Genomic DNA, 23,592 nt, shown 5'->3' with positions numbered 1-23,592 from the left:
AATAAAATGGAATGCACAACAAGGAGGGTGATGATCGTTCATGAATGTTTTGATCGCGTGTGATTCTTTTAAAGGTTGCATGAGCTCTTTTGAAGCGTGCGCAAGCGTAAAAAAAGGATTGGAACGCTCTTCTCGAACAATGAATACACAGCTGTTTCCGATGGCCGATGGCGGAGAGGGCTTCGCGGATATTTTATGTCATTATATCCATGGGAAAATGATCGAAGTCGATACTTTGGATCTGCAAGGAAGAAGGATCCGGGCTGCCTATGCGTACAATGAAGAAAAAAAACTCGCGATCTTGGATGTGGCGAGCTGTATTGGGCTCAATCTCTATCCAAAGGATCGGCGCAATCCGCTGGCTTCTTCTTCCTATGGGGTCGGATTGATGATGCAAGACGCTCTAAAGCGCGGCAGCAAGAAAATCGTATTGGGTCTAGGAGGAAGCGGTACGAACGATGGCGGAGCCGGGATCTTAAAAGCGTTTGGAGCGCGTTTTTATAATAAAGATCGAGAGCTTTTGAAAGACAATGCGTACTCGTTGGAAAAGATCGCTTTTATCGATAAGCGGTTTGTCCATATTCCTAAGGATGTGGAGTTTATCGTGGCTTGTGATGTAAAAAATCATCTGCTTGGTGAAAATGGGTGCACCTATGTGTTTGGCAAACAAAAGGGAATCTATCCTTCGCAGATGAAGTGGCTCGATCAGGCGATGGCCCATTATGCCCAAAAGATCGATCAAACTTTTCATGTGGATATGAATGCTTTTGAGGGTTCGGGGGCGGCTGGAGGGATCGGCGGCGTGATGCTTGGGGTCTTTCATGCTAAAATGGTCGCCGGGATCGATTTGACGATGCAGTATGCTCGTTTTGCCCGAGCGCTCAAATCTGCCGATCTAGTGATTACGGGCGAAGGGCAGACAGATCTGCAGACGATGTATGGCAAAGTGTGCTATGGGATCGCAAGGGAAGCCAAAAAGCATCATGTGCCGACCATTTGTTTGAGCGGAGCTTTAGGCATTGGGTATGAAGACTTATATAATGAAGGTGTAATCGGCATTTTTTCGAGTGCGGACCGCGCGATGGATTTTAATACGGCTTTATTACACGGACAAGAAAAGCTGGAGGCTCTCGCATTTTCGGTCGGGAAGCTGATCAGTGGATTGGAGGAAAGAAAATGCGGTGGATAAAAAAAGGATGGATCGCTTTATTTGGGATAAGCTTGCTTCTTATGAGCGCTTGTTCGAAGACAAACTTTCAAGAGGTGGAAGTGAGCATGCAGGAAGTGGAAACGATGTTTGAAAACAAGGAAAGCTTCCAGCTCCTTGTCGAACGGGACAATTGTCCGTTTTGCGAGTCCTTGAATCAATATATCGAGGATACGAAGCAAGGACATGCTCTTACGGTCTATAAGTTGGACACGACCGATTTTGAATTTTCAAAGCGTAAGCAAGAAGATGAAGTGCTGCAATCGAGCACAGAAGAGGGGCAAAAGTTTTTAGAGAAGTTTCCTTATTTCTTATATACGCCTACGATCTACACGATCCAAGACGGTGTGGTAAGATCTGCCGCGATCGGTTTCAATGAAGAGAATAAAACGATGAGCGAATGGAACGTGGACTCGTCGATCGATTGGGACAAGGCGGATGAAGTCGATGTTTGGAAGTATTTGGAACGATGAAAAATATTGCGCTGATCTCGACAGGAGGGACGATTGCGGGCAGTGGCCGCATGTCGGAATACGAGGCGGGAACTTTGGATGTCCGCTCGATCATCGACTCGATCCCTGAAATCAAATCGTTGGCGAATTTAAAGCTTTTTCCGCTTTGTTCCAAAGATTCTAACGATATCACAGAGAAGGACTGGCTCGCTTTGCGCGATCTTTGTCATCAGCTCGAGAAAGATCCTTCGATCGATGGGATCGTCATCACCCATGGGACGGACACGTTCGAGGAGACCGCGTTTTTCTTGAATTTGACGCTGCAGAATCGAAAGCCGGTCGTCATGACGGGGGCGATGCGTCCTGCTAGCGCGGTAAGCGCGGATGGGCCGATGAATTTATATGAAGCGGTGAGTCTGGCTTCGCATCCTAACGCGTACAAGGCGGGCGTGTTGGCGGTTTTTGCGGATACGATCTATTCGGCTCGCGATCTTGTGAAGACCAATAGTCTCAAGACGAACGCCTTCGATATGGGCGAATATGGAGCGCTCGGCTTTATGCGGGACGAGCATGTTTATTTTGAGAACATGCCTTATCGCAAACATACGTGCGAGAGTCTTTTCGCGCATCTGGAATATTCTCAGCTTCCTAGAGTGGGGATTTTTTATGTGCATGCTGGTGCGGATCCCCAACTGCTGCGATATATGCTTGATCATTATGATGGGATCGTTTTGGCGGGCAGCGGCGCGGGAAACTATTCGAATGCGATCAAGACGGTGGTCGAAGAGTATGATGGACCGTGTCGGATCGTTCGTTCTTCGCGATTGCTGGAGGGGGCGGTTTTTGAATCGAAGATCTTTGATCCTGAACAAAAGACGATTCCTTCCTTCAAGCTTTCTCCGCATAAGGCGAGGATCTTGTTGATGGTGGCTCTTGTATATACGCAGGATCTAGAGAAGTTGAAGATGATTTTTGAAACCTACTAGTTTGGAGGTCTTATGATTAAGATATTGGCTTTTGATTTGGATGGCACGCTTTTAAAGAGCGATAAATCCATGGATGTAAGAACGGTGGAGGCGATCGAGCGCGCGAAAGCGCAAGGAATGCATATCGTGATCGCTTCTGGACGGGATAAAAACGGTTGTAAATTTGTGTATGAGCCACTGGAACTCGAGGAGGGGCCTCACTTTCTAGCGCTCGTTAATGGACAGATCATTTATGATTTCGCGCATAAGGAATATGATCTAGATGATGTCTTGAGCACGGAAGATGGATTGAAGATCCAAGAGGTGTGTCGAAAATACAATGTGGAGGGGATCTTTTGTTGTGGGTATGATTTTTATTCCTATATTTCTAGGCTTGGCCGTTTGAAGAAGAATGTGAAAAATCTTGTGCTTGGCGAGCCGACGGATTATGGACTGAAGGCGGGTAGCGAGCTGCGAAATTTTATCGATCTTCCATATAAAGATATTTCTTTAAAGCAAGATATCAATAAAGTGTGTCTTGTGCATTCGGCTTCTTTTTTTGAAAAGAACATCGAGAAGATGAAAGAGGATCTAAAGGATTTTGACGTGCTTCTTGTGGGGCCTGGATGGATGGAGATCATGCCAAAGGGAGTTTCCAAGGCTTCGGCGATCGAGAAGATCGCTAAAAAGCTTGGCTATTCGATGGAAAACGTCATGGCTTTTGGGGACGCGGAAAACGATATCGAAATGATCAAGGAAGCAGGGATCGGCGTTGCGATGGGCAACGGGATGGATTCGGTCAAAAAAGTGGCGGATGTCGTGACGAGCAGCAACGATGAGAATGGTATCGGTCAAGTGATCGATGATTTGTTAGAGGGCAATGAGAATTTATTGAAAGCAGGGATCGTATGAAAAATGTAAGAGAACTAGATCGTTCGGACTATGAGGAACAGAAAAAGGTGATTTGTGTTGGTTTTCCTTGGAACACAAAGGAGAGCATCGATGCGCGATTGCGTTCATTATGCGAGCATTCGTATTCGTTTGGCTCGTTCGAGGACGAGAAATTAGCTTCGCAGATCATCGCAACCCCATACACGATCGATTTTCACAACGCTTTGATCCCAATGGCGGGGATCGGGTTCGTGGCGACTTTGCCAGAATTTCAAAGACAAGGCCGGATCGACGATGTGATGGAGCTGTTGTTGGAAAAAATGAATGAGGAGAATATGGTCCTTTCGTATTTGGCGCCTTTTTCCTATCGCTTTTATCAAAAGTTCGGGTATGAAAAGATCTTCGATATGATCGAATATTCGGGGAAGATCGAAGCGCTTCCTTCAAAAAAAGGTGAGGATCTAGTTTGTATGGAAATGACATGGGAGGAAGCTCGTCCCTATCTTCGAAAGATCGCAAGAGAAGATCCGTTGATCGAATATGGTCAGATCGTCCGCGAACCTTGGTGGGAAGAGTATAAATTCCATTTGCGTAAAGACTATACGTTCGTGATCTGTTTTAAAGACAAGATGCCAGTTGGCTATATGGCGTATTTAGTGAAAGATGGGATCGTGGATGTTTTTGAGATCAAAAACAAAGGCGAAGAGGTGCTTCTCGCGTTGTTGGATGTTCTTAAAGATCTAGAATATAAGGAATTCAAATTCTTGGAAACGGAAGGGCAAAGCGAGCTGTATCGTCTTTTAGACGATCGGCCAGAGAATTTGCTCGTTCGCGTGCTGCCCGGAATGATGGCGCGGATCATCAATGTAGAAAAGTTCTTGAAGATGTATCCGTTCCAGTCGTCGATCGAGTTCGCGCTCGAGATCACGAGCGATCGTTTCGCCCCTTGGAACACGGGTCTTTATGAGATCCATGGCAACAAGGTGAAACGGGTGCATGAAACGAACTTGATCACCGCGAAAATGAGCGAGGGCGAGCTGGCCAAGCTGCTTTTTGGTCGGCTTCTTCTCATTGAAGGAAGAAACAAGATCGAGGTCAAGAATGGAACGTACGCGCGGATGGTCGGTATGCTCGAAAAAGCGATCGTGATGGATCCGGTATTGTTCGCGGATTATTTTTGATACCCACAACTAAGCTCTTCAAAAGCATCTCAAAGGTGTGGATGAAGAGCTTTTTTTATAAAAATTTAAATCCGCGACTATGTTTTTACCTTCTTTCTAGGCATGATATCATTATATTAGAAAACAATCGTTTCAATGGAGTTTGAAAAAAATAAAAAAGATGTAACGAATCGGCTCGTATTAGACACATATAGACAAAGGAGGAGGAAGATATGGACGAGATCTATCAAAAATATGCGCGCTTCGTCTATCGTTATCTTCTTTCTTTAGGAGCCTGTGAAGATGTGGCGGAAGAAGTGATGCAGGAAACTTTTTATCAAGCGGTCCACTCGCTTCATACATACAAAGGCGAATCTAAATTGTCGACTTGGCTTTGCGCGATTGCTCGAAACCAGTATGCGAAATATCGAAGAAAGAATCCAGAACATGTTCCATTTGATGAATCGTTTATGGCGGGCTCGATCAGCGATCCAAACTCTCGTGTAGATTTACTTAGAAAAATGCAAATATTGTCAAGTGTTTCTCGAGAGATCATGTATCTTCGAGTATATGGGAATTTGAGTTTTCGGCAGATCGGCGAGGTACTAGGAATCAGCGAGAACACGGCTCGCGTCACTTATTATCGGGCAAGAGAGAAGTTGAGAAAGGAGATGGAAGAGAATGGAAGAGAATAAGCTACATATACTAGTCAAGGATCTGCTTCCCGATTATATCGATGGATTGACAAGTCCGGAAACGAACAAGATCATTGAAGAACATTTGTTCCAATGCTCTTCGTGCCAAAAAGCTTTAGAACGAATGAAAGAGAGCCCATCCATTTTAGATCAAGATGAAAAGATCGAGTTCGATTATTTGAAACTGGTGAGGAAGCGTAGCCGTCGCCATATTTGGCTGAGCGTATGTATCGTTCTTGTGATCGTCGTGAGCTTCTTGACGATATCTACGTTTTGGATCGGCAGGCAAACACCTGCGGCTTTGCTCAATATAAACACGACGGTAGCTCCTTATCAAGTGAGTTTGGAAGTAGAATGTCTCGATCAAGGGCGGAAAGTATCCCGCGTCGAGTGGAAAGAGAATGGAAGCCATGTTCAAGCGATCGTGTTTACCGTGCCAGGAAACGATGAAAGAAAAACGTTTATGTACACGACAGATCAATTGATCGAAAATGTCGAAGTCGCTGGACAAATCGTATGGGAAGATGGAACGAAGATCCCCGATGAATTAGGGCTTCTGCATGCGTATAAAGTAGAATACATTGGCAATGCTTCTCAAGTCTCCCATCTACTGAAAAAAATGAATGTATCAAGTCTTGTTGGAAGCTATACCTTCGAGCTCGATGGCACGAGACTGATCATAGAGACAGCGCGTCCTCTTGCCGACGTGTATGTGAATCGGGAATCGCTGTTGATCCTTTCTTTGATCGAGAATGCTTCTTCCGTCACATGGAAATCGCAAGGAAAGAAGGAAACGGTGAGTGTTGAAAGTCTGGACGCTCTTTTAAAAACTGAAATAAAAGAAGGGTATGGCTCTCTGTCCGCTTTTACTCAAAACGTCGAGAGGCTCGAACAGTCAGAAGAAATATGGAACCAGTATACTTTTGATGTTCAGATCCAGCCAGTAAGGTTAGACAAGGATCAGATCGTCTCGTTTGTTGTTCGTGAAAATGGAGAACCAGTCGAAGAATTTAGCGGATACGTAAAAGATTGGGTGAATGAGGATGGTAGTTTCGTTTGGCGGGTTTATCTTCAGAAAGGACGATATACGATCCAGTTTAAGATCGATGGAGAGTCTACTCAAGAGGTGCCATTCAATAGTGATTTACGATATAGGCTGCAAAAAATAGAGAATAATTGGAGATTGGAGAAACGAGAATGAAAATGAAAACAATGTTTATTGTGGGTTCGATTTTTTCCGTACTGCTTTCGTCGTGCTCGAAAACCGATACAACGGCTCAAATTTCGGATCGGATGATGATGGGATTTGCAAAAGCGAAAGACACTACTTCGTATACGATCCAAAAGACAGTTATGGAAGAACCTGCCAATGAAGAATGCATAATGAATTGGAAAGATGAAGATACGATTTATATTTTGGATGAGTTTGGCTTTGACAAGCGAATGGAATTGATCCGTTTTGATGGTCAGAGATTTGAAGAGCTGTTCTGCTATATTGGAATCAATGTATTGGAAGTGCAATCGATCGAAAAAGGCGAGCGTTATTATGGATATTTGTCGAAATTGTATCATGCGATCCGCTTTCCAATGAAGCTGGACGATCGGGGTCGTAGTATTGGCTTGAAGCCGGAGTTTGAATGGAGTTTGAAAAACGATACGATCCACGCCGTTCTTAAGGTTTCAGAACGGGATGGTTTCAATGCGCGCTTCCTTGTGGAAGCCCAACGGGAGTTGACTGGATTGACGGATCTGAATATGAAAGTATGCGAATACACATTTCACTTTGATCAAGAGGGATATCTTGTCGAAATCGATGAAAACTATGAGCTCGAATGGATTTATGGAGAACAGAGTCGTACAACGAGACAAAACGACGTGATGAAAATTTCCTATGAAGACGTGAACGAAAAGCTGAAAGCTCATGTTCAGCGTGCATTTGAGAAGGAGGTGAATGTGGGCGACAATATCGAATGGGCGGACTGTATGATGCCGATCAAGTTGAATTGTGCTTGTGCGCAAGTCATAAGATGACAAAAAACATTTTGGCCCAAAAAGCGTTCACGATCAGCTTTGGAACGAAAAAATACTTGGATGCTTGCGACTATGTAGGAATCGTGTCGGAAACGATGTTCCGGATAAAATCGAAAAAGCAGGCTTCACGCTCCAAAAAAGCGAAATCGTCAACGCGCCGATTATTCAAGAGCTTCCCCTCTGCCTAGAATGTTCTTTGATCAAGCAAAGCGAGGAAGGCAATATCATTGGCAAAATCGAAAAGATCAATGTTGACGAAGCGTATATCGACGAAAATGGAATCGATATTGAAAAAATGGAACTTCTTTCTTTTGATCCGATCCACAAGGTATATCGGATCGTTGGACGAGTTGTCGGTCACGCTTTTGCGGCGAATGCCCAATTGAAATAATAAAGCTACAATATAAAAACCTCTCGATCAACTTGTCGTTGAAGAGAGGCTTTTTTTTCGTCGATTTTTCACGCTTTGGCCATGGATCAATTCAAATCCGATTACTTGTGTCGTGGCGACCGGCTCTTTTTTGATCAGCGACAAGATCGTAGAACCAGCCATTTGGCCAGCCAGCTTGTAATCAAAGCGGATCGTACATAAGGAAGGCGTGAGCAGTTCGCTGACCTCGTAGCCTCCAAAACCGATCAAAGAAATATCTTCGGGCACCTTCAAGCCTTTTTCTGTGATCTCCTTATAACAAGCGAGCGCTAGATTGTCTGTGGCCGCAATGATCATAGTCGGATGGTGATCTTTTAAATAATGGCGGATCACTTTGCGCGCTTTTGAAAACGAGAAATCCGTCTCTCGCGTATGGATGCGGGGCACTTGATGTTCTTCAAGCGCTTCGATCACTCCTTTTCGTCTTTGAACGCCGACCGCCTCATCCACCCGGTTGACACCGAGATACAAAATGTTTTCATGGCCCATTTTTGCCGCATATTCGCCAGCTGTATAGCCAGCTCGATAATCATCGTAGATGATCGAAAACCCGTTTTTAAAATGCTGAGCCACGATCAAGATCGGGATCTGCGATTCATGGACGAGTTTTTGATGGATCAAGTTGATGTTGGTCGCTACGAGAATGATCCCATCCACGCGAAGACTTTCAAAATATTGGATCGATCGGATCTCGTCGTTTATATCATGATTGGTATCGATCAAGATGACCGTGTAGCCTTTTTCTTTTAAGTAGGCGTTCATGCTCGTCAGCAACCGGGAAGAAGTGTTGGAGTCGATCGTTGGAGCGATCACGCCGATCGTTTTCGTTTCTTTCGCCTTTAAATTCGAAGCGGCCGCGCTAGGCTCGTAATGATGCGCTTCAATGACTTTCCGGATCTTTTCTCTAGTCTCTTCTTTCACATATCCACCATTGAAATAGCGGGAGACTGTGCTTTTCGCCACACCCGCCTCTATGGCGATTTCCTTCATTGTGATACGTTTCTGATTCATGCTTACATTATAGAATTGATCGATACTAGTTTCAAGTAAAATATGGAACTGTTCCATAAAATTTGTGAATAAATATGGGATTGTTCCATGTTTAATCGATCTTTTTTGCTTAGAAATCGTTTACAAAAAAATGATTGACAAATATATGGAACAAAACTATCATATAGATATGAAATCGGTTCCATATAAAGACCATAAGGGTACCAAAAAAAAGAAAGAGGAGAAAGAAAGGTATGGAAACATCAAAATCGCTTCACAAGTCATTCAATATGTTGGTGGCAAAGAAAACATCGTTTCAGCTATGCATTGCGCGACTCGACTTAGGATGAAACTCAAAAACTACGATCTAGTCAACGAAGACGAGCTCAGCGACGTCGACCAAGTCAAAGGGGTATTTTTGGCGAATGATCAATATCAAGTCATCTTTGGTTCCGGAACCGTGAATCTTGTCACGGCGGAAGTCTTGAACCAAACCGGATTAGGAGCCTCTGAAACGAAAGTGGAAGAAGCGGAAGAGAAAAAAGGCAATCCGCTCATGCGGACCGTCAAAGTGCTTTCGGATATTTTTGTTCCGATCATTCCAGCGATCGTCGCTGGCGGTTTGTTGATGGGACTCAACAACGTATTGACCGCCCAAGGTTTGTTTGTTGAAGGAAAATCGATCATCGACTTGTTCCCGGCGATGGCAGGCATCGCCACCTTCATCAACATGTGTGCGGCTGCTCCGTTCACGTTCTTGCCTGTGCTGATCGGGTTTTCAGCGACGAAAAAGTTTGGCGGCAACCCGTATCTAGGGGCGGCCATGGGAATGATCATGGTCCATCCTGATCTGCTCAACGCGTATTCGCTCGCTTCAGCAGAAACGATTCCGACCTGGAATTGGTTTGGCTTAAGCGTAGAAGCGATCGGTTATCAAGGAACTGTGCTGCCCGTTCTTGCGGTTTCGTGGATCTTAGCCAATATTGAAAAACGACTCCACAAAGTGACGCCTAGCTGGCTCGACAACTTGTCGACTCCGCTTCTTTCCGTATTGATCACGGCCGCTCTTACATTCTTGTTTGTAGGACCACTTCTTAGAGAAGCGGGCGATTTGCTGGCCTTTGGATTGTCATGGCTCTACTCGACGCTAGGCTTCTTAGGCGGAGCGATCTTTGGATTGTTGTACGCGCCAATCACCATTACCGGAATGCATCACTCCTTCTCGGCGATCGAAACGCAACTGATCGCGGCATCCGAAACGACGGGCGGCTCTTTTATCTTCCCGATCGCCTCGATGAACAATGTCGCTCAAGGAGCTGCGGTACTTACCGTGCTCTTCTTGACTAAAAACGAAAAATTAAAATCTTTATGCACCGCTTCGGGTATTTCAGCGCTCCTTGGAATTACAGAACCAGCTATGTTTGGTGTGACTTTGAAACTGAAATATCCATTCTACGCGGCGATCATCGGTTCAGCAGCTGGTTCAGCCTGGATCGCGGGAACAAAAACACTCGCTTTGGCGATGGGTGCGGCTGGTTTGCCAGGCATCATTTCGATCGCGCCACAAAGTTGGCTGAATTTTGCGATCGGCTTAGGAATTTCCATTCTTACGAGCGCGATTATGACCGTGATCTTGATGAAAAAATTCGCGCAAGAAGAATTAGAACCATCCAAGAAAGTAAAAGCCCACGATGAAATCACGCTTTTGGATGCGCAACCTAACGTTTTATACGCTCCAATGAGCGGTTCGGTTCGTCCGATCAGCGCATGTTCGGATGCGATGTTCGCTTCGAAAGCGATGGGTGATGGCGTCGTGATCATACCCGAAGAGGGCACGCTTCTATCTCCAGTCAACGGAAAAGTCATGATGGTGTTCCCGACCAAACACGCCATTGGTCTACAAGGAGAAAATGGAGAAGAGATCTTGATCCATGTAGGCTTGGATACCGTAAGTCTAGAAGGAAAGCCATTTGAAGTTTGTGTCAAAGATGGAGACGAAGTGCGCGCTGGACAAGTTTTGATGCAGATCGATCTGCAGATGATCAAAGATGCTGGTCTATCCATAGAAACGCCAGTGCTTATCACGAACGGAAAAGAATTCGAAGCGCTCCATGAAGAAACGGTGAGCTCAAGACAAGAAATGCTCAAACTCGCTTAAGGAAGGAAGACAATGAAAAATTTTTGGAATCAATATGAACGAGCGCAGATGCATGAAGCTGCCAGCGATCCATGGCGGCTTTCGTATCATTTAATGCCGCCAGTTGGATGGCTCAACGATCCGAATGGTCTTTGTGAAAAAGACGGGATCACCCATATCTTTTATCAATATTCTCCGCTTGAGCCAAAAGGAGGACAAAAAGGATGGGGTCACTATTCAACAAAAGACTGGAAAACTTTTGTTTCACATCCGATCGATCTCGTGCCAGATACAGCGCTAGATCGCGATGGCGTCTATTCTGGAAGCGCAATGATCAAAGAGGATACGATCCACTTCTTTTATACAGGAAATATCAAATTTGAAGGAGATCACGATTATATTTATCAAGGGCGCGGCCACTATGTGAACACCTTTACTTCACAAGATGGAATCACATTTTCTGAAAAGCGAAATGTCATGAAAAACGAAGACTATCCACAAGATATGAGTTGTCATGTTCGAGATCCGAAAATCTATGAAGAAAATGGAACGTATTATATGGTGCTTGGCGCTCGAACGCGAGAAGATCGAGGATTGATCTTAGTGTATCGCTCTTTAAATTTGAACGATTGGACATTCCATGCCCGTTTAGAAAAAGACGAACCGTTTGGCTATATGTGGGAATGCCCCGACCTCTTTGAATTGGATGGAAAAAAAGTGCTGCTCACATGCCCGCAAGGTGTGGAACAAGAAGGCTATCGCTACGAAAATTTGTATCAAAATGGCTACTTTCTCGTTCAGGGTGAGCTAGAAGATCAAATGACACTCTCCGAATTTACAGAATTGGATCATGGTTTTGATTTTTACGCGCCACAAACGTATCAAGACGCGAAAGGCAGAAGGATTTTGATCGGCTGGATGGGCTTGCCCGATGTCGACTATACCAATCCTACCGTTGAAAAGGGATGGCAGCACGCATTGACTTTGCCAAGAAAATTATGGTTCGAACAAGATCGCTTGTATCAATTTCCGATCGAAGAAGTCCTTTCCTTACAAAAGGATCTGTATCAAGGAACGTTAAAAGCGAACGAGTTGTATGATGTGAAAACACCTTGTTTTCATGCAACGTTTGCGATCGACGCTGATTCATTCCGTATCGATCTTAGGGAAGACGCTTGCCTACAGTATCAAGATGGATTGCTTACCTTTTCCTTAGGAGATTCTGGTTATGGCCGAGATCAACGTCATATCGAAATAAAACAAATTCATACGATTGATCTATTTAGTGATACATCAAGCCTGGAAATCTTTATAAATAACGGAGAATATGCGCTAACGACAAGAATCTATGATAGTATGAAAATGAATTCGATCGCTATAGATCGGTCCATGGAACTCCAAGTTCGAACGATGGACCATTATACGATCGAAAGAGAAGAAGAGGAAAAAGGAGAGGGAAATGAAAACGAAAGACGTAACAGCACTTGGTGAATTATTGATCGATTTTGCGCAACAGGATATAAACACCTTCGAAGGCAATCCGGGCGGAGCTCCATGCAATGTGCTAGCCATGCTCAATAAAGCGGGAAAGAAGACGGCCTTTATTGGCAAAGTCGGCGACGATATGTTTGGCAATCAGTTAAAATCGGTGATCGAAGAAATTGGCATCGACGCATCCGGCTTAGTGATGGATCCTGAAGTCCGCACGACGCTCGCGTTCGTAAAATTCGATGAAACCGGAGATCGAGACTTCTCGTTTTACCGCAACCCTGGCGCGGATATGATGCTCAAAGAAGAAGAGGTCGATCTAGACTTGATCAAGGACTCGAAGATCTTCCACTTTGGAACATTGAGCATGACGCATGAAGGCGTGCGCGAAGCGACAAAAAAAGCGATCGCCTGCGCCAAAGAGCATGGAGCGATCATTTCCTTTGATCCAAACTTGCGTCCTCCGTTATGGAGTGATCTCAACGAAGCGAGAGAACAAATGAAAGCGGGCTGCGCTTTATGTGATTTTCTCAAGATCGAAGATGAAGAACTCAAATTCATGACTGGAAAAGAAACGATCGAAGAAGGCGTAAAAGAGCTGCAGGACAACTATAAGATCAAAATGATCTTGGTGACTTCTGGACCGAAAGGAGCGCAAGTCTACTGCAATGGTCATCATGTCTACAAAGATGCGTTCTTGAATCGCAACACCTGCGATACGACAGGAGCGGGCGATACGTTCTGTGGTGTATGCCTCTCTTATTTATGCGAGACGCCATTTGAAGATTTTGATGAAGAAAAGCTGGCCGATATGCTCGTTCATGCCAATGCGGCCGCCTCGATCGTCACGACGCGGATCGGCGCCCTGAAATCGATGCCAACGATGGAAGAAGTGGACCAATATATCGAAACATTCAAACAACCATAAAGAAAAGCGGAAAAGGCGTGAATCCCACGTCTTTTTTTGTGACCAAGAAGAAAAGAAAATAAGCGCTCGCCATCCACCATTCAATCGAAAAAAAGCAAAATGAAGCAGACGGCTAGGAAATCCATTCTTCATTTTTTGGAAAGAACATCCTTTATAATGGAAAAATGGAGGAGAATTTTATGAAATTAGGACTCAGCTTATATCCGGAACAAGAAAGCAAAGAACAGATCGAAGCGTATTTAAAAATGGGAGCCAAGTATGGCTTCGATTATCTGTTTACCTCGATTTTTTCGGTCGATGGAACAAAAGAAGAAATCATTCAATATTTTCAAGAACTCACCAAGATCGCGCATGATCTTGGCTATGTTGTGGATGGCGATGTCAACACAATGTTTTTTGAGCAGAACGGAGCCAATTACGACGATCTTTCCGTTTTTAAAGAAATGGGAATCGACATTTTGCGGATGGATGTCGAAATGATCCCGAATAAGAATGTTAAATGATGTGTTTTGGCCTTTTCAGTAGAGAAGGCCTTTGTTTTGGAAAGCGAGAGGATATGATTCTTCAAGTTGAAATAAAATGTTTCAGATGGATGAAAAATTTTCAAAAAAGATGTATAATAATGAAACTGAGTGAATTGTTAAGGAGGAAGAATGAAAGAATTAGAGAATAATGTGTATTTTTGGCAAAAGCTGGATACACTTCTTTTATCCTGTTCCTGCACGATCGATCGGCCGAAAGGTACTTCGCATTTCAAGTATTCCAACTTAGTGTATCCTGTGGATTATGGCTTTCTATCCGATACGGTTGGATCGGATCAAGCGCCGATCGATGTTTTTAAAGGGACCCTGCATGAATCGTATGTGAAAGCGATCGCTATTTCGGCGGATATTTTAAAGAAAGACTGCGAAGTCAAACTTCTTGTCGGCTGTACTGAAAAAGAAACGGAAAAGATCCTTCAATTTTTGAACCAGACCCAATTTCAAAAGGCGATCTTAGTGCGCCGTGGCAAAGAAATGCCATCTTGGGCGGCGAGCGATTGATTTATTCGAGCGTTCTTTTTGTTTTGGTCTCCATGAAAGACTACAATGAAACTACATGGAGGTAATCAAAATGTTTGATGTAGATCTTAAAGGCGAAAAAACGATCGCCAATTTAAAAACCGCGCTTCAAGGTGAAGTAATGGCTTGTATCAAGTATTATTGGTATTCTTTGCAAGCCGATAAAGAAGGGTATAAAGTCATTGGCAATATTTTTAGACAAACGTCTGGCAATGAAAACGAACATGCGAGAATGTGGTTCAAAGCATTGCATGGTGGATCCATTCCAAACACAGAACAAAATTTGATTGATGCTTGGGCTGGTGAAAACTATGAGTGGGATACGATGTATAAAACATTCGCAGAAGAAGCGGAAGCAGAAGGAAACACCGAAATCGCCCGTTTATTCCGTGAAGTCGGAAATATCGAACATCATCATAGAGATCGTTACCAAGCGATGCTTGACCAAGTTCAATCGGGAACTGTCTTCAAACGCGATGAACCAGTAAAATGGATGTGCTTGAAGTGCGGATACATTTGCGAAGCCAAAGAAGCGCCAATCAAATGCCCTGTTTGCCAAAACCCACAAGCAAACTTCCAACAATTGATCGATTACGATTGCTAGAGCGAAGAATTTCTTCGCTCTTTTTTTGTATACGTTTAAATATACAATATACAATAGATTGAATATTTTCGGTCGTACCAATAGATTCTAAAGCGCTTTCATGTTTAAATCCATTCAGAACTAAAAATAATCGATAGAAAGGATTTTTATTTTATGCATGGATTTTTAGATTGGATGCAAGAACATTTTATGCCTGTTGCCGCCAAGATCGGCAACCAAAAACACCTTGTCGCCATTCGTGATGGTTTTATCGCCATCATGCCGATCACGATGGTCGGAAGCATCTCTGTGTTGCTCAACGTGTTCGTTCGCGATTTGCCAAATTCCTGGTGGGGAGATGGAAACTCGTTTACCGCGATGATGGATCCGCTCATCAAAGTGAACGGTAGCGTATATTTTGGATCGATCACGATTCTTGCTTTAGCCTTCGCGTTCTCGCTAGGCTATCATTTGGCAAAAGCGTATGATGTCAACCCGATCGCTGGAGGCGTGATCGCCTTTTCTGCCGTTGTCACATGTATGAATCAAAGCGCCGTCTTCGATCTTGTGCTCGAGCAAGTCGATCCATCGAACGTATCCGCGCTGCAGGCCTTAGGCGTCGACGCGATCGCAAAAGAAGACACAGTCAGCCTTGCCGTAACGCAATGGGGATATTTAGGAAGCGCCTACACTGGAGCGACTGGTTTGTTTACCGCTTTGATCGTGGGGCTTGTTTCATCGATGATCTACATCAAGCTCATGCAAGCCAACATCACGATCAAAATGCCCGAAAACGTTCCGCCAGCCGTGAGTCATTCGTTCGCGGCCATCATTCCTGGCTGTATCGCGATCTATGTATTTGCCATTATTACCCAATGTTGTGTGGCCTGGGGCGGGATGTATCCAAACGAGCTCATCCAATAATGGCTTCAAGCCCCGCTCATGGGCTTGTCGCAAAATATGTTTAGCGCGATTCTTGTCTCTTTCTTGGTTCAAGTGCTTTGGTTTTTTGGATTGCATGGCTCCAATATCCTCGATCCATTCGTGCTTGGTGTCTACACGCCAGCCTTGCTGGAAGACCTTGCCTATTTTGAACAACATCGAACGACTCAAGGAATGCCTTATATTTGGACGCAAGGCTCTTTTCCCGCCTACTCGCAAATGGGAGGGGCAGGCGTCACGTTAGGATTGCTGATCGCGATCTTTGTCTTCTCGAAACGAAAAGATGTGCGTGAAGTCGCCAAGCTTTCCGCTCCAATGGGCTTGTTCAACATCAATGAGCCCGTGATCTTTGGGCTTCCGATCGTATTGAATCCGATCTACTTTATTCCTTGGCTCATCGTTCCACCGATCTGCACGCTTGTCGCCTATTTGTTTACCGCTTCGGGAATGATCCCTCCAGTCTATGTGCAAGTGCCGTGGGTGATGCCAGTGGGGATCTATGCGTTTTTAGGAACGGGTGGCAATCTTCTAGCTGGACTTGTTTCGCTGCTCAATCTTGGGTTATCGTTCTTGATCTGGGCGCCATTTGTGATCTTGGCCAATCGAATGAAAGAGGTGGATTAAAACGATGAAACGATTAGGAATCTCGATCTATCCTGAACACGCCTCGTTACAAAGAAACAAGGAGTATATCGATCTGGCTTCCCACTGCGGGTTTCGACGCATCTTTACTTGCCTTCTTTCCGTGAATAAGCCAAAGGAAGAAATCAAAGCTGAATTCAAGGAACTTATCGATCACGCTCACCAAAACGATATGGAAGTCATCTTAGATGTTGCCCCTTATGTGTTCGATCGCTTAGATATCGCCTATGATGATCTCTCGTTTTTTGAAGAGATCCATGCCGACGGCATTCGGCTCGATGAAGGATTTGATGGGCATCGAGAAGCTAAAATGACCTATAATCCCCAACGTTTCAAGATCGAGCTGAATGCTTCCATGGATAACCAGGCGATCGAGAATATCGTAAGTTACAAGCCGAACCTTGACTTTTTGCTGACATGCCATAATTTTTATCCACAGCGCTATTCGGGCTTATCGTTTGAAACTTTTTATAAAACTTCTCGAGCGATTCGTCATCTTGGATTGCCGATTGCCGCATTTATTTCCAGTCAAGAACCCGACGCGTTTGGGCCATGGAATGTTAACGAAGGATTATGCACGCTCGAAATGCATCGGGATCTGCCCATCGATTTGCAAGCCCGTCATTTGTTCGCGACCGGACTTGTCGACGATGTGCTGATCGCCAATTGTTTTCCATCCGACAAGGAGCTCGAAGCGCTTTCGCAAATCGATCCAAATGTGCTTGGCATCAAAGTCGAATGCGAAAAAGATTTAGAAGAAGTGGAAAAGAAGATCTTGTTCGAACATATCCATGAAGTGAGAGGGGATAGAAATCCGTACGCGGCTAGGAGCACCGCACCTCGAAGAACGTTCAAGAACGCTTCTATTCCTCCAAAGAATACGAAGGATCTTAAGCGAGGCGATGTCGTGATCGTCAACGAACTTTACGATCGATATAAAGGAGAGCTCCATATCGTCCTTCAAGATATGCCAAACGATGGAAGAAAAAATGTAGTGGGACATATTCAAGAAGAAGAGCAGATCCTCCTTGATTATTTAGATGCCTGGTGTACATTTAAACTCATTTACTAAGATAGAAAGGACCTCGTTCGGGGTCTTTTTTCTTTCTTACACGTTTGGAGGAGAGTATGATACACTTAATTAGAATTGGAGTAATTTATGGATCAAATAGATACGATGAGGATCGAAAAAGCGATGTATTGGCTAGAACAAGGACACGTGCTTCAAATGATCGAGTCAAGAACGCTCGTTCAAAAAAAGGGGAAGATGTATCAGCTTGTTTCCGATCAATGGCATTCTTGCCTTACGCCAACGGATTTTGTATCGCTTTTTTCCAACAATACGTTCGTGCTTTCGCAAAGCGAAGAAGGAATCGATGAAAAGAAAGACGAAGAATATTATGCTTGGAGGAGGCGTTCCTTATGAGCTTGGATGGACAGATCTTGTATTGGATCCAAGAAAACTTGCGTTCTTCTTGGATGAATGAAATCATGCAGGCGATTTCGGATTCGGTTTGGCTCTTGCCTGTCTTCTTGCTGGTTTTGTGTGGATTTAAAAAGACGCGGAAAATAGGAATCAGCCTGTTTGTTTCGTATCTTGTTTGTTTTTTGTTGAATTCCTACGGGATCAAACCTTTTTTTTCACGCATCCGACCGTTCATGCAATACGATGTCCTGCATTTGATCGGACCGGTTCCTGGAGGCTCTTCCTTTCCTTCTTCGCATACGGCAGCGGCTTTTTCCGTGTTTTGGATGCTAGTTTGGCAAAAAAAGAAAGGCTGGATATGGGCTGGTTTGATGTATGGACTTCTCGTTGGCTTTTCAAGAATGTATTTGGGAGCGCATTATCCAACCGATATTTTGGGTGGGATCGTTTCGGCGGCGATTGGAAGCTATCTTGCGTATTTTTGCATAAAAAAAGAGAAATGGTTCAACATTTCTCATAGATCTCAAGAATGAGCTGTTCTGTATCTTCCCAGCCTAAGCATGGGTCGGTGATCGATTTTCCTGGGATCATCGTTTCGCAAATGTCTTGACGCCCTTCTTCAAGATAGCTTTCGATCATCAAGCCTTTGACGAGTTCTTTGAGCCGCGGATCATAGTTGCGGGAGTGCAAGATCTCTTTGGCGATCCGGATCTGTTCTTTATATTTTTTGCCCGAGTTGTAGTGGTTGCAATCCACGATCACAGCCGGGTTTTTTAATGAAGTTTTTTGATATTCATTGTATAGGCGCATCAAGTCTTCATAGTGATAATTCGGGATGGCGGTCCCAAATTTATCTACGCCCCCTCTTAATATCGTATGAGCGAGCGGATTGCCGGTCGATTCGACATCATACATGCGATGAATAAAGTTATGAGGGTGCTGAGCGGCTGTGACGGAATTGATCATGACGCTTAGATCACCACTTGTTGGATTTTTCATACCGACAGGAATATCGGCCCCGCTAGCGACAAGGCGGTGCTGCTGGTTTTCGACCGAGCGCGCGCCGACAGCTTCGTAGCTGAGCAGATCGTCGAGATAATCGCGGTTGCTTGGGTACAACATTTCATCGGCGGCCGACAAGCCTGTTTCTTCTAAGATCTGCAGATGCATTTTACGGATCGCTAAGATGCCAGCCAATAAATCTGGGTTTTCGTTGGGATCGGGCTGATGGAGCATTCCTTTATAGCCATCGCCCGTCGTTCTTGGTTTGTTTGTATAAACGCGCGGAATCAAAACCAATTTGTCGTTTACTTTTTCATTCAGATCTTTTAAACGATGTACGTATTCTAGAACGGTGTCTGGATTGTCGGCGGAACATGGACCGACGATCACGATGAATTTGTCGGATTTTCCGGTAAAGACATCTTTGATCTCTTCATCTCTTGCTCGTTTGACTTCTTTGGCCTCTTCGCTAAGAGGAACAAGTTCCTTCAATACATCCGGAGAAGGGAGTTCATGATTTATTTTGAATGCCATTAGTTATTACCTCGCTTTACACACTCGTAGATTATACGGGAATGAAACAAATTTGAAAAGAATGAAAACGATGAAAAAAAGCGATCTTTTTATGGATCGCTTCTTTCATTTTATTGTACTTGGGCGTAGCTGTTCACATCGAGCACATAGCTTCCGTCGCTTTGTTTTTCCAATGTGCCTGTCAGCTGGGCAGGAACAGAGTGGATCTTTACGTTCAAACCGGTCAAATCGAGTCCATCGAGCGCGGTTCCTTTCGCGTTGAGATCACCGACTAACGTGAGCGATTGGCCAACGTATTGGTCTGGGTCTTTGAGCACGGTGGCTGGATCGAGCGCGTTTGGATCTGCTTTTGGCGGAACGTATGTGTTTGATTTTTGATCATTTTGGCTCGTCTGGTCATCCTTTGTTTGCGAATCATCGCTCGAGGAAGATGGTTGCGTGCTTTGACTCGCGTCATTTTGGCTCGTACCGCTTTGGCTTGGCGCCGTACTGCTTATATCTTGACTTGGCGCGCTTGTCTGCGGGATCTGCGTACTATCGGTTTCTTCATTCACTTGAATATTGACATCGTTTTGGGTTTCATTGACGACGTTTTCTTCAGTGGTTGGTTTTGTTTGCTTTTTTGGGACCGTTACTTGAGCAAGCTCGCTTTTTTCTTGGACAACGGTGATCTTGACCGTATTGCTCGTGATGCCATTTTTGCTTGCTTTAACGGTATAGACGCCTGGTTTGGAAGCGGAAAACTCCGCATTGTCTTTGTCGACAGAAATATTTGCGCCTAAAGTGGCGAAATCAGAATCTGTCAGCTGAATGTTTTTTGGATCGGTCGTGATCCGGATGTCGGTGTCCGTATTGACAAGGACTTTGTCGGCTTCCGGATCGAGCGAGATCGACGTGAGTTTTTCTTGTTGCGCGCAGCCGGCCAATAAAAAGAAACTTCCTAAAACGAGAAGTGATTTATAAAATTTCATAGAGTGACCTCCCTGTACGTTCAGTATAGAGAAGTGAACTCGAAGTTTCAAAAGGGACACTCTTCTCGCTTAAAGGTCAACGTCCTTTCGTGAGCGTAGAAAGGAGAGGTAGACCCCAAATTGCCAAGGCGAACACGATCAGCAGCAAGTTCTCTTTGTTTTTTGTCTTGAAATAGAGATACGCTGGCCAAAGTACGGAAAGGATCGTTAAGAAAAGGTACGAAAAGACGCTTGCTTCCCAGGCGAAACCGTGCTCTCTAAGAAAGAAAAGCAAAGCGTTGAAGGCGAGGACGAAGAGGATGTAAGCGATCTTGAAAAAACGGTTTCTAAGCTTGTCGTTGTTTCGATCATTCATGATTTGTTCTTGTTCCATAATGGGCCCCCTTTATACTAATATTTTAAAATAATACAGTATTATGGTCAATCGCTTTTCTTAGTATCGTCCTCTAACTCTTGGTTTAAATGGGGCTCGATAAAGTTTTGGTATGAATAGTCCCACAAGACTTGAGAGCCTCGCTTCGAAGGTTCGTTTCGTTTCAAAACTTGCGATAGCTTGATCTGGTTTCGTTTCCACATTTCTCCTTTGGAAGCGTGATTGAGCATCGTGGGCTGGAAATTGTCGATCGTGCGGGCAAAGCGCGCTTCTGGGGTTTTTTGCGCTTCAAATTCTTCCCATAAACCCATAAGGTATTTTCTTTGATCTTCAGGAAGAAGGCCATAGATCCGTTTGGCAGCTTTATATTCTTTTTCATAATGGTTTTCTTGGCCTTTTTCATCATAAGCGTATGTGTCCCCGGCATCGATTTCGACAAGGTCGTGGATCAAAAGCATCGTGACGGTTTTAAGAAGGTCGATCTCTTCGTTGGCGTGCTCTTGGAGCAAGATGGCCATCAAAGCCGCGTGCCACGCGTGTTCGGCATCGTTTTCAAATCGTTCTCCTTTCAAGGTGAGCGTTTTGCGCTCGATTCCTTTTTCTTGATCGATCTCCTGACAGAAATCGATTTGTTTTTGAAGTCTTGACATAAAAAAGTTCCTTTCTTATTGAGATTATATGGCATAATTGTTATATGCAGAAATTCCATGTATCGATCCGATTCAAAAAAACGCTGATTGCCGGCATCAAGATCGGGATCGGAACGATCCTCGCTGTTTCTTTGGCGCATTGGATCGGGATCAAACATCCTTATTCGACGGGAACGATCGCTTTGATCACTTTGCTTTCGAGCAAATGGGACACGATACGGCTGACAATCTATCGGCTTTTGACCTTTTTTGTCACGGTCGTGCTCACGTTTGGCGTTGTTTATGTGATCCATGATCCGATCGTAAGCTTTGGGATCGTCTTGACGCTTTTGTTTTGGTTCTGTAAAAAATTCAAACTCATGTCTACGCTCGCTGTCAATGGAGTGATCTGCGCCCATTTTATCGATGGAAGAAATTTTGGCTATGAAAATGTGGTCAATGAATTTTTGATCGTTCTGATCGGCGTTTCGGCCGCGCTTTTGATCAATCAATTCTACTCGCGTAAAATGACGCAAAAAGAACTTGTCCATCGTATGACACAGAGCGAAAAGGAATTGATCCAAATTTTAGATTCGATCGCCTGGAATCTAGAGCGTTCCAAGCATCAAAGGCTTGAGCTTAAGAAATATGAAAAGCATTTGTCTTCGAATCTTGAACTTGCCAAAGACTTTGAAGACAATACGTTTCAATCGCATACAGATTATTATGTCGAATATTTTCGTATGCGCCTTGCTCAATGCACGGTTCTCAAAAATCTAGAAGACAAGCTTTCTCGTTTGAAGCTTCAACCCAAGCAAGTTCATACGATCATTCATTTCATCAAATGTTTGAATCGCTACATCATGGATTCCTACGAGCCGATCCAGCAAAAAGAGGAGCTGAAAGCTATTTTGAATAAAATGCGGCAAGAACCGCTTCCTGAAACTCGGGAAGAATTTGAATCTAGAGCGATCCTGTTTCACATCTTGATGGACTTGTCTGCTTTTGTCCAATGCAAGCAGCGCTTTATCGATGATTTGTCGACCCAACAAAAGGAAGCGTATTGGAAGCTTGAAAACGAATAAAATAGAAATTGTTATATCTATTTACAGACAAAAAGCGTATGATAAAGATAAGGGGATAGATTTTTTGTGGAACGCACACATTGATCATGCAAGGTATCCCTGAGAAGAAAGAAGTTTTTTAGTGTCCTTTTGGAATACGGTCGAAAACTTCTTTTTCTTTATAGAGATCCGCATAGACGAGCTGGATAAAAATAAATCCGAGTGGCAAAAGCGTGAACCAGATCGCTTTGCCTTGAAAGACCGTGCACAAATACGCGGAGATCATTCCGCCAAGCGCGAAAATAGCCAGCATTCCCAAATGAAGCAAGGCCCTAGAACGGACGCTTTGGTCTTTTCGGTGTTTATACGCTTTGACGATATGGATCCCTAGCTGACGGACATGGTTGGTGCAAAACGTGGTGGCCATCGGGATCCCTCTTGCTTGCCGAAACGTGTTATACTGCATCGAGGTGATGACATTGATCGTGATCTGCGTGATTTGAAAAGGCGTGCTTTCTGGCAGAAATCCCAAAAAAAGAACAGCGGCGATCTCGATTCCGATCAAAATCGTATCCCACCGGAACAGGTGATGTTTTTTGATCGGGTTAGGCAAAGCTTCCGAAACGATCGTTCCCAACAAATACGCAGAAATCGGCACCAAATAATACAGGCCTTTCTGCCAGTTGCCTGTCCCGAACGACATGGCGAGCATTACGAAGTTCGCAGTCTGCGCGTTACAGAAGACGCCTCCGCGAATCGAATAGGTAAACGCCCCATAAAAGCCGCCTACAAACATCAACAATAAAAAAACGTGTCGTTTTTCGCATTCTAGAAAATCAACTTCAAATTCATTTTCATCACTTGTCTGGATCTGCTCGATCTCGATCTCTTCTTGGATCTCTTCTTCTACTTCTTGTTCAAAACGATTCAATCTGCTCATCCTTTCCGCATTTAAGTTCAATTGTACACCTATATGAAAGCTTAGAGGTAT

The 23,592-nt window shown here is 44.3% G+C and carries 25 protein-coding genes and 1 pseudogene; 20 read left to right on the top strand and 6 right to left on the bottom strand.

Features of this window, described 5'->3' with window-relative positions:
• Window positions 1–40 precede the first annotated feature (40 nt).
• The 9 genes from BO225_RS02920 (at window position 41) to BO225_RS02880 (ending at window position 7,792) form a co-directional block, all read left to right on the top strand.
• Complete coding sequence (locus tag BO225_RS02920; RefSeq protein ID WP_076340783.1) at window positions 41–1,189, top strand: glycerate kinase family protein; 1,149 nt, start codon at window positions 41–43, stop codon at window positions 1,187–1,189.
• Window positions 1,177–1,680, top strand: a complete 504-nt coding sequence (locus tag BO225_RS02915; protein WP_076340782.1) for a hypothetical protein — start codon at window positions 1,177–1,179, stop codon at window positions 1,678–1,680. The genes BO225_RS02920 and BO225_RS02915 overlap by 13 nt, the downstream gene beginning before the upstream one ends.
• Window positions 1,677–2,645, top strand: coding sequence for an asparaginase (locus tag BO225_RS02910; protein ID WP_076340781.1), 969 nt, complete (start codon window positions 1,677–1,679; stop codon window positions 2,643–2,645). Before BO225_RS02915 ends, BO225_RS02910 begins: the two co-directional genes overlap by 4 nt.
• A gap of 12 nt (window positions 2,646–2,657) precedes the next feature.
• A complete protein-coding gene (locus BO225_RS02905; protein WP_076340780.1) occupies window positions 2,658–3,536 on the top strand; it encodes a Cof-type HAD-IIB family hydrolase in 879 nt (292 codons plus the stop codon).
• On the top strand, window positions 3,533–4,696 hold the full coding sequence (locus BO225_RS02900) for a GNAT family N-acetyltransferase (protein ID WP_076340779.1): 1,164 nt from the start codon (window positions 3,533–3,535) through the stop codon (window positions 4,694–4,696). Before BO225_RS02905 ends, BO225_RS02900 begins: the two co-directional genes overlap by 4 nt.
• A gap of 212 nt (window positions 4,697–4,908) precedes the next feature.
• The gene (locus BO225_RS02895) at window positions 4,909–5,370 is read left to right on the top strand and encodes an RNA polymerase sigma factor (RefSeq protein ID WP_076340778.1); all 462 of its coding nucleotides are present in this window, start codon (window positions 4,909–4,911) and stop codon (window positions 5,368–5,370) included.
• Entirely contained in the window at window positions 5,357–6,571 is a 1,215-nt protein-coding gene (locus tag BO225_RS02890) for a zf-HC2 domain-containing protein (protein WP_076340777.1), read from the top strand. The genes BO225_RS02895 and BO225_RS02890 overlap by 14 nt, the downstream gene beginning before the upstream one ends.
• Window positions 6,568–7,401, top strand: a complete 834-nt coding sequence (locus BO225_RS02885) for a hypothetical protein (protein ID WP_076340776.1) — start codon at window positions 6,568–6,570, stop codon at window positions 7,399–7,401. Before BO225_RS02890 ends, BO225_RS02885 begins: the two co-directional genes overlap by 4 nt.
• A 64-nt stretch (window positions 7,402–7,465) precedes the next feature.
• The gene (locus tag BO225_RS02880) at window positions 7,466–7,792 is read left to right on the top strand and encodes a hypothetical protein (protein ID WP_076340775.1); all 327 of its coding nucleotides are present in this window, start codon (window positions 7,466–7,468) and stop codon (window positions 7,790–7,792) included.
• A 27-nt stretch (window positions 7,793–7,819) separates the two neighbouring features.
• Here BO225_RS02880 and BO225_RS02875 read toward each other — a convergent pair whose 3' ends face one another.
• Window positions 7,820–8,842, bottom strand: a complete 1,023-nt coding sequence (locus BO225_RS02875) for a LacI family DNA-binding transcriptional regulator (RefSeq protein WP_076340805.1) — start codon at window positions 8,840–8,842, stop codon at window positions 7,820–7,822.
• Between the two features lie 145 nt (window positions 8,843–8,987).
• Here BO225_RS02875 and BO225_RS02870 point away from each other — a divergent pair, with 145 nt between their 5' ends.
• From BO225_RS02870 to BO225_RS02825, 10 genes and pseudogenes are all read left to right on the top strand, one after another.
• The gene (locus BO225_RS02870) at window positions 8,988–10,979 is read left to right on the top strand and encodes a sucrose-specific PTS transporter subunit IIBC (RefSeq protein ID WP_233120276.1); all 1,992 of its coding nucleotides are present in this window, start codon (window positions 8,988–8,990) and stop codon (window positions 10,977–10,979) included.
• A 12-nt stretch (window positions 10,980–10,991) separates the two neighbouring features.
• Window positions 10,992–12,449, top strand: coding sequence for a glycoside hydrolase family 32 protein (locus tag BO225_RS02865; RefSeq protein WP_076340774.1), 1,458 nt, complete (start codon window positions 10,992–10,994; stop codon window positions 12,447–12,449).
• Window positions 12,418–13,374: a carbohydrate kinase family protein gene (locus BO225_RS02860; protein ID WP_076340773.1), complete on the top strand. Its 957-nt coding sequence runs from the start codon at window positions 12,418–12,420 to the stop codon at window positions 13,372–13,374. Before BO225_RS02865 ends, BO225_RS02860 begins: the two co-directional genes overlap by 32 nt.
• A 179-nt stretch (window positions 13,375–13,553) precedes the next feature.
• Window positions 13,554–13,877 (top strand): MupG family TIM beta-alpha barrel fold protein, encoded by a 324-nt coding sequence (locus BO225_RS02855; protein WP_076340772.1) that lies wholly within the window; start codon window positions 13,554–13,556, stop codon window positions 13,875–13,877.
• 150 nt (window positions 13,878–14,027) lie between these two features.
• Entirely contained in the window at window positions 14,028–14,417 is a 390-nt protein-coding gene (locus BO225_RS02850; RefSeq protein ID WP_076340771.1) for an inorganic diphosphatase, read from the top strand.
• A 70-nt stretch (window positions 14,418–14,487) separates the two neighbouring features.
• A complete protein-coding gene (locus BO225_RS02845; RefSeq protein WP_076340770.1) occupies window positions 14,488–15,039 on the top strand; it encodes a rubrerythrin family protein in 552 nt (183 codons plus the stop codon).
• Window positions 15,040–15,192: 153 nt separating this feature from the next.
• A pseudogene (locus BO225_RS02840) lies at window positions 15,193–16,584 on the top strand (PTS sugar transporter subunit IIC).
• A gap of 4 nt (window positions 16,585–16,588) precedes the next feature.
• Window positions 16,589–17,674, top strand: coding sequence for a DUF871 domain-containing protein (locus BO225_RS02835; RefSeq protein WP_076340769.1), 1,086 nt, complete (start codon window positions 16,589–16,591; stop codon window positions 17,672–17,674).
• A gap of 87 nt (window positions 17,675–17,761) precedes the next feature.
• A complete protein-coding gene (locus BO225_RS02830) occupies window positions 17,762–18,028 on the top strand; it encodes a hypothetical protein (protein WP_076340768.1) in 267 nt (88 codons plus the stop codon).
• Window positions 18,025–18,561 (top strand): phosphatase PAP2 family protein, encoded by a 537-nt coding sequence (locus tag BO225_RS02825; protein ID WP_076340767.1) that lies wholly within the window; start codon window positions 18,025–18,027, stop codon window positions 18,559–18,561. Before BO225_RS02830 ends, BO225_RS02825 begins: the two co-directional genes overlap by 4 nt.
• Here the strand turns inward: BO225_RS02825 and BO225_RS02820 are convergent.
• From BO225_RS02820 to BO225_RS02805, 4 genes are all read right to left on the bottom strand, one after another.
• Window positions 18,533–19,564: a 3-deoxy-7-phosphoheptulonate synthase gene (locus tag BO225_RS02820; RefSeq protein ID WP_076340766.1), complete on the bottom strand. Its 1,032-nt coding sequence runs from the start codon at window positions 19,562–19,564 to the stop codon at window positions 18,533–18,535. The genes BO225_RS02825 and BO225_RS02820 overlap by 29 nt on opposite strands.
• A 110-nt stretch (window positions 19,565–19,674) precedes the next feature.
• Window positions 19,675–20,535 carry a hypothetical protein gene (locus tag BO225_RS02815; RefSeq protein ID WP_076340765.1) on the bottom strand — a complete coding sequence of 287 codons (861 nt, stop codon included), beginning with the start codon at window positions 20,533–20,535 and terminating at the stop codon, window positions 19,675–19,677.
• Between the two features lie 76 nt (window positions 20,536–20,611).
• Window positions 20,612–20,908, bottom strand: a complete 297-nt coding sequence (locus BO225_RS02810; RefSeq protein ID WP_076340764.1) for a hypothetical protein — start codon at window positions 20,906–20,908, stop codon at window positions 20,612–20,614.
• A 47-nt stretch (window positions 20,909–20,955) separates the two neighbouring features.
• Window positions 20,956–21,558 carry an HD domain-containing protein gene (locus tag BO225_RS02805; protein ID WP_076340763.1) on the bottom strand — a complete coding sequence of 201 codons (603 nt, stop codon included), beginning with the start codon at window positions 21,556–21,558 and terminating at the stop codon, window positions 20,956–20,958.
• Window positions 21,559–21,602: 44 nt separating this feature from the next.
• On the opposite strand from BO225_RS02805, the gene BO225_RS02800 reads away from it, so the two are divergent.
• On the top strand, window positions 21,603–22,622 hold the full coding sequence (locus BO225_RS02800; protein WP_076340762.1) for an aromatic acid exporter family protein: 1,020 nt from the start codon (window positions 21,603–21,605) through the stop codon (window positions 22,620–22,622).
• A 118-nt stretch (window positions 22,623–22,740) separates the two neighbouring features.
• On the opposite strand, the gene BO225_RS02795 is transcribed toward BO225_RS02800, so the two are convergent.
• Window positions 22,741–23,532 (bottom strand): YoaK family protein, encoded by a 792-nt coding sequence (locus tag BO225_RS02795; RefSeq protein WP_233120275.1) that lies wholly within the window; start codon window positions 23,530–23,532, stop codon window positions 22,741–22,743.
• Between the last annotated feature and the right edge of the window lie 60 nt (window positions 23,533–23,592).

The organism is Dubosiella newyorkensis (assembly GCF_001945605.1).
GTDB lineage: Bacteria > Bacillota_I > Bacilli_A > Erysipelotrichales > Erysipelotrichaceae > Dubosiella > Dubosiella newyorkensis.
Note: the sequence above shows the minus strand (reverse complement) of the source record. Positions and strands in the feature narration are given on the sequence as shown.

What these genes read in the sequence shown, in the direction of transcription:
- BO225_RS02920 (WP_076340783.1), top strand. Translation starts at nt 41, where the DNA reads ATGAATGTTTTGATCGCGTGTGATTCTTTTAAAGGTTGCATGAGCTCT.
- BO225_RS02810 (WP_076340764.1), bottom strand. Translation starts at nt 20,908, where the DNA reads ATGGAACAAGAACAAATCATGAATGATCGAAACAACGACAAGCTTAGA.
- BO225_RS02895 (WP_076340778.1), top strand. Translation starts at nt 4,909, where the DNA reads ATGGACGAGATCTATCAAAAATATGCGCGCTTCGTCTATCGTTATCTT.
- BO225_RS02835 (WP_076340769.1), top strand. Translation starts at nt 16,589, where the DNA reads ATGAAACGATTAGGAATCTCGATCTATCCTGAACACGCCTCGTTACAA.
- BO225_RS02910 (WP_076340781.1), top strand. Translation starts at nt 1,677, where the DNA reads ATGAAAAATATTGCGCTGATCTCGACAGGAGGGACGATTGCGGGCAGT.
- BO225_RS02870 (WP_233120276.1), top strand. Translation starts at nt 8,988, where the DNA reads ATGGAACAAAACTATCATATAGATATGAAATCGGTTCCATATAAAGAC.
- BO225_RS02800 (WP_076340762.1), top strand. Translation starts at nt 21,603, where the DNA reads ATGCAGAAATTCCATGTATCGATCCGATTCAAAAAAACGCTGATTGCC.
- BO225_RS02860 (WP_076340773.1), top strand. Translation starts at nt 12,418, where the DNA reads ATGAAAACGAAAGACGTAACAGCACTTGGTGAATTATTGATCGATTTT.
- BO225_RS02885 (WP_076340776.1), top strand. Translation starts at nt 6,568, where the DNA reads ATGAAAATGAAAACAATGTTTATTGTGGGTTCGATTTTTTCCGTACTG.
- BO225_RS02805 (WP_076340763.1), bottom strand. Translation starts at nt 21,558, where the DNA reads ATGTCAAGACTTCAAAAACAAATCGATTTCTGTCAGGAGATCGATCAA.
- BO225_RS02845 (WP_076340770.1), top strand. Translation starts at nt 14,488, where the DNA reads ATGTTTGATGTAGATCTTAAAGGCGAAAAAACGATCGCCAATTTAAAA.
- BO225_RS02875 (WP_076340805.1), bottom strand. Translation starts at nt 8,842, where the DNA reads ATGAATCAGAAACGTATCACAATGAAGGAAATCGCCATAGAGGCGGGT.
- BO225_RS02815 (WP_076340765.1), bottom strand. Translation starts at nt 20,535, where the DNA reads ATGAAATTTTATAAATCACTTCTCGTTTTAGGAAGTTTCTTTTTATTG.
- BO225_RS02825 (WP_076340767.1), top strand. Translation starts at nt 18,025, where the DNA reads ATGAGCTTGGATGGACAGATCTTGTATTGGATCCAAGAAAACTTGCGT.
- BO225_RS02905 (WP_076340780.1), top strand. Translation starts at nt 2,658, where the DNA reads ATGATTAAGATATTGGCTTTTGATTTGGATGGCACGCTTTTAAAGAGC.
- BO225_RS02915 (WP_076340782.1), top strand. Translation starts at nt 1,177, where the DNA reads ATGCGGTGGATAAAAAAAGGATGGATCGCTTTATTTGGGATAAGCTTG.
- BO225_RS02855 (WP_076340772.1), top strand. Translation starts at nt 13,554, where the DNA reads ATGAAATTAGGACTCAGCTTATATCCGGAACAAGAAAGCAAAGAACAG.
- BO225_RS02865 (WP_076340774.1), top strand. Translation starts at nt 10,992, where the DNA reads ATGAAAAATTTTTGGAATCAATATGAACGAGCGCAGATGCATGAAGCT.
- BO225_RS02820 (WP_076340766.1), bottom strand. Translation starts at nt 19,564, where the DNA reads ATGGCATTCAAAATAAATCATGAACTCCCTTCTCCGGATGTATTGAAG.
- BO225_RS02900 (WP_076340779.1), top strand. Translation starts at nt 3,533, where the DNA reads ATGAAAAATGTAAGAGAACTAGATCGTTCGGACTATGAGGAACAGAAA.
- BO225_RS02830 (WP_076340768.1), top strand. Translation starts at nt 17,762, where the DNA reads ATGGATCAAATAGATACGATGAGGATCGAAAAAGCGATGTATTGGCTA.
- BO225_RS02890 (WP_076340777.1), top strand. Translation starts at nt 5,357, where the DNA reads ATGGAAGAGAATAAGCTACATATACTAGTCAAGGATCTGCTTCCCGAT.
- BO225_RS02850 (WP_076340771.1), top strand. Translation starts at nt 14,028, where the DNA reads ATGAAAGAATTAGAGAATAATGTGTATTTTTGGCAAAAGCTGGATACA.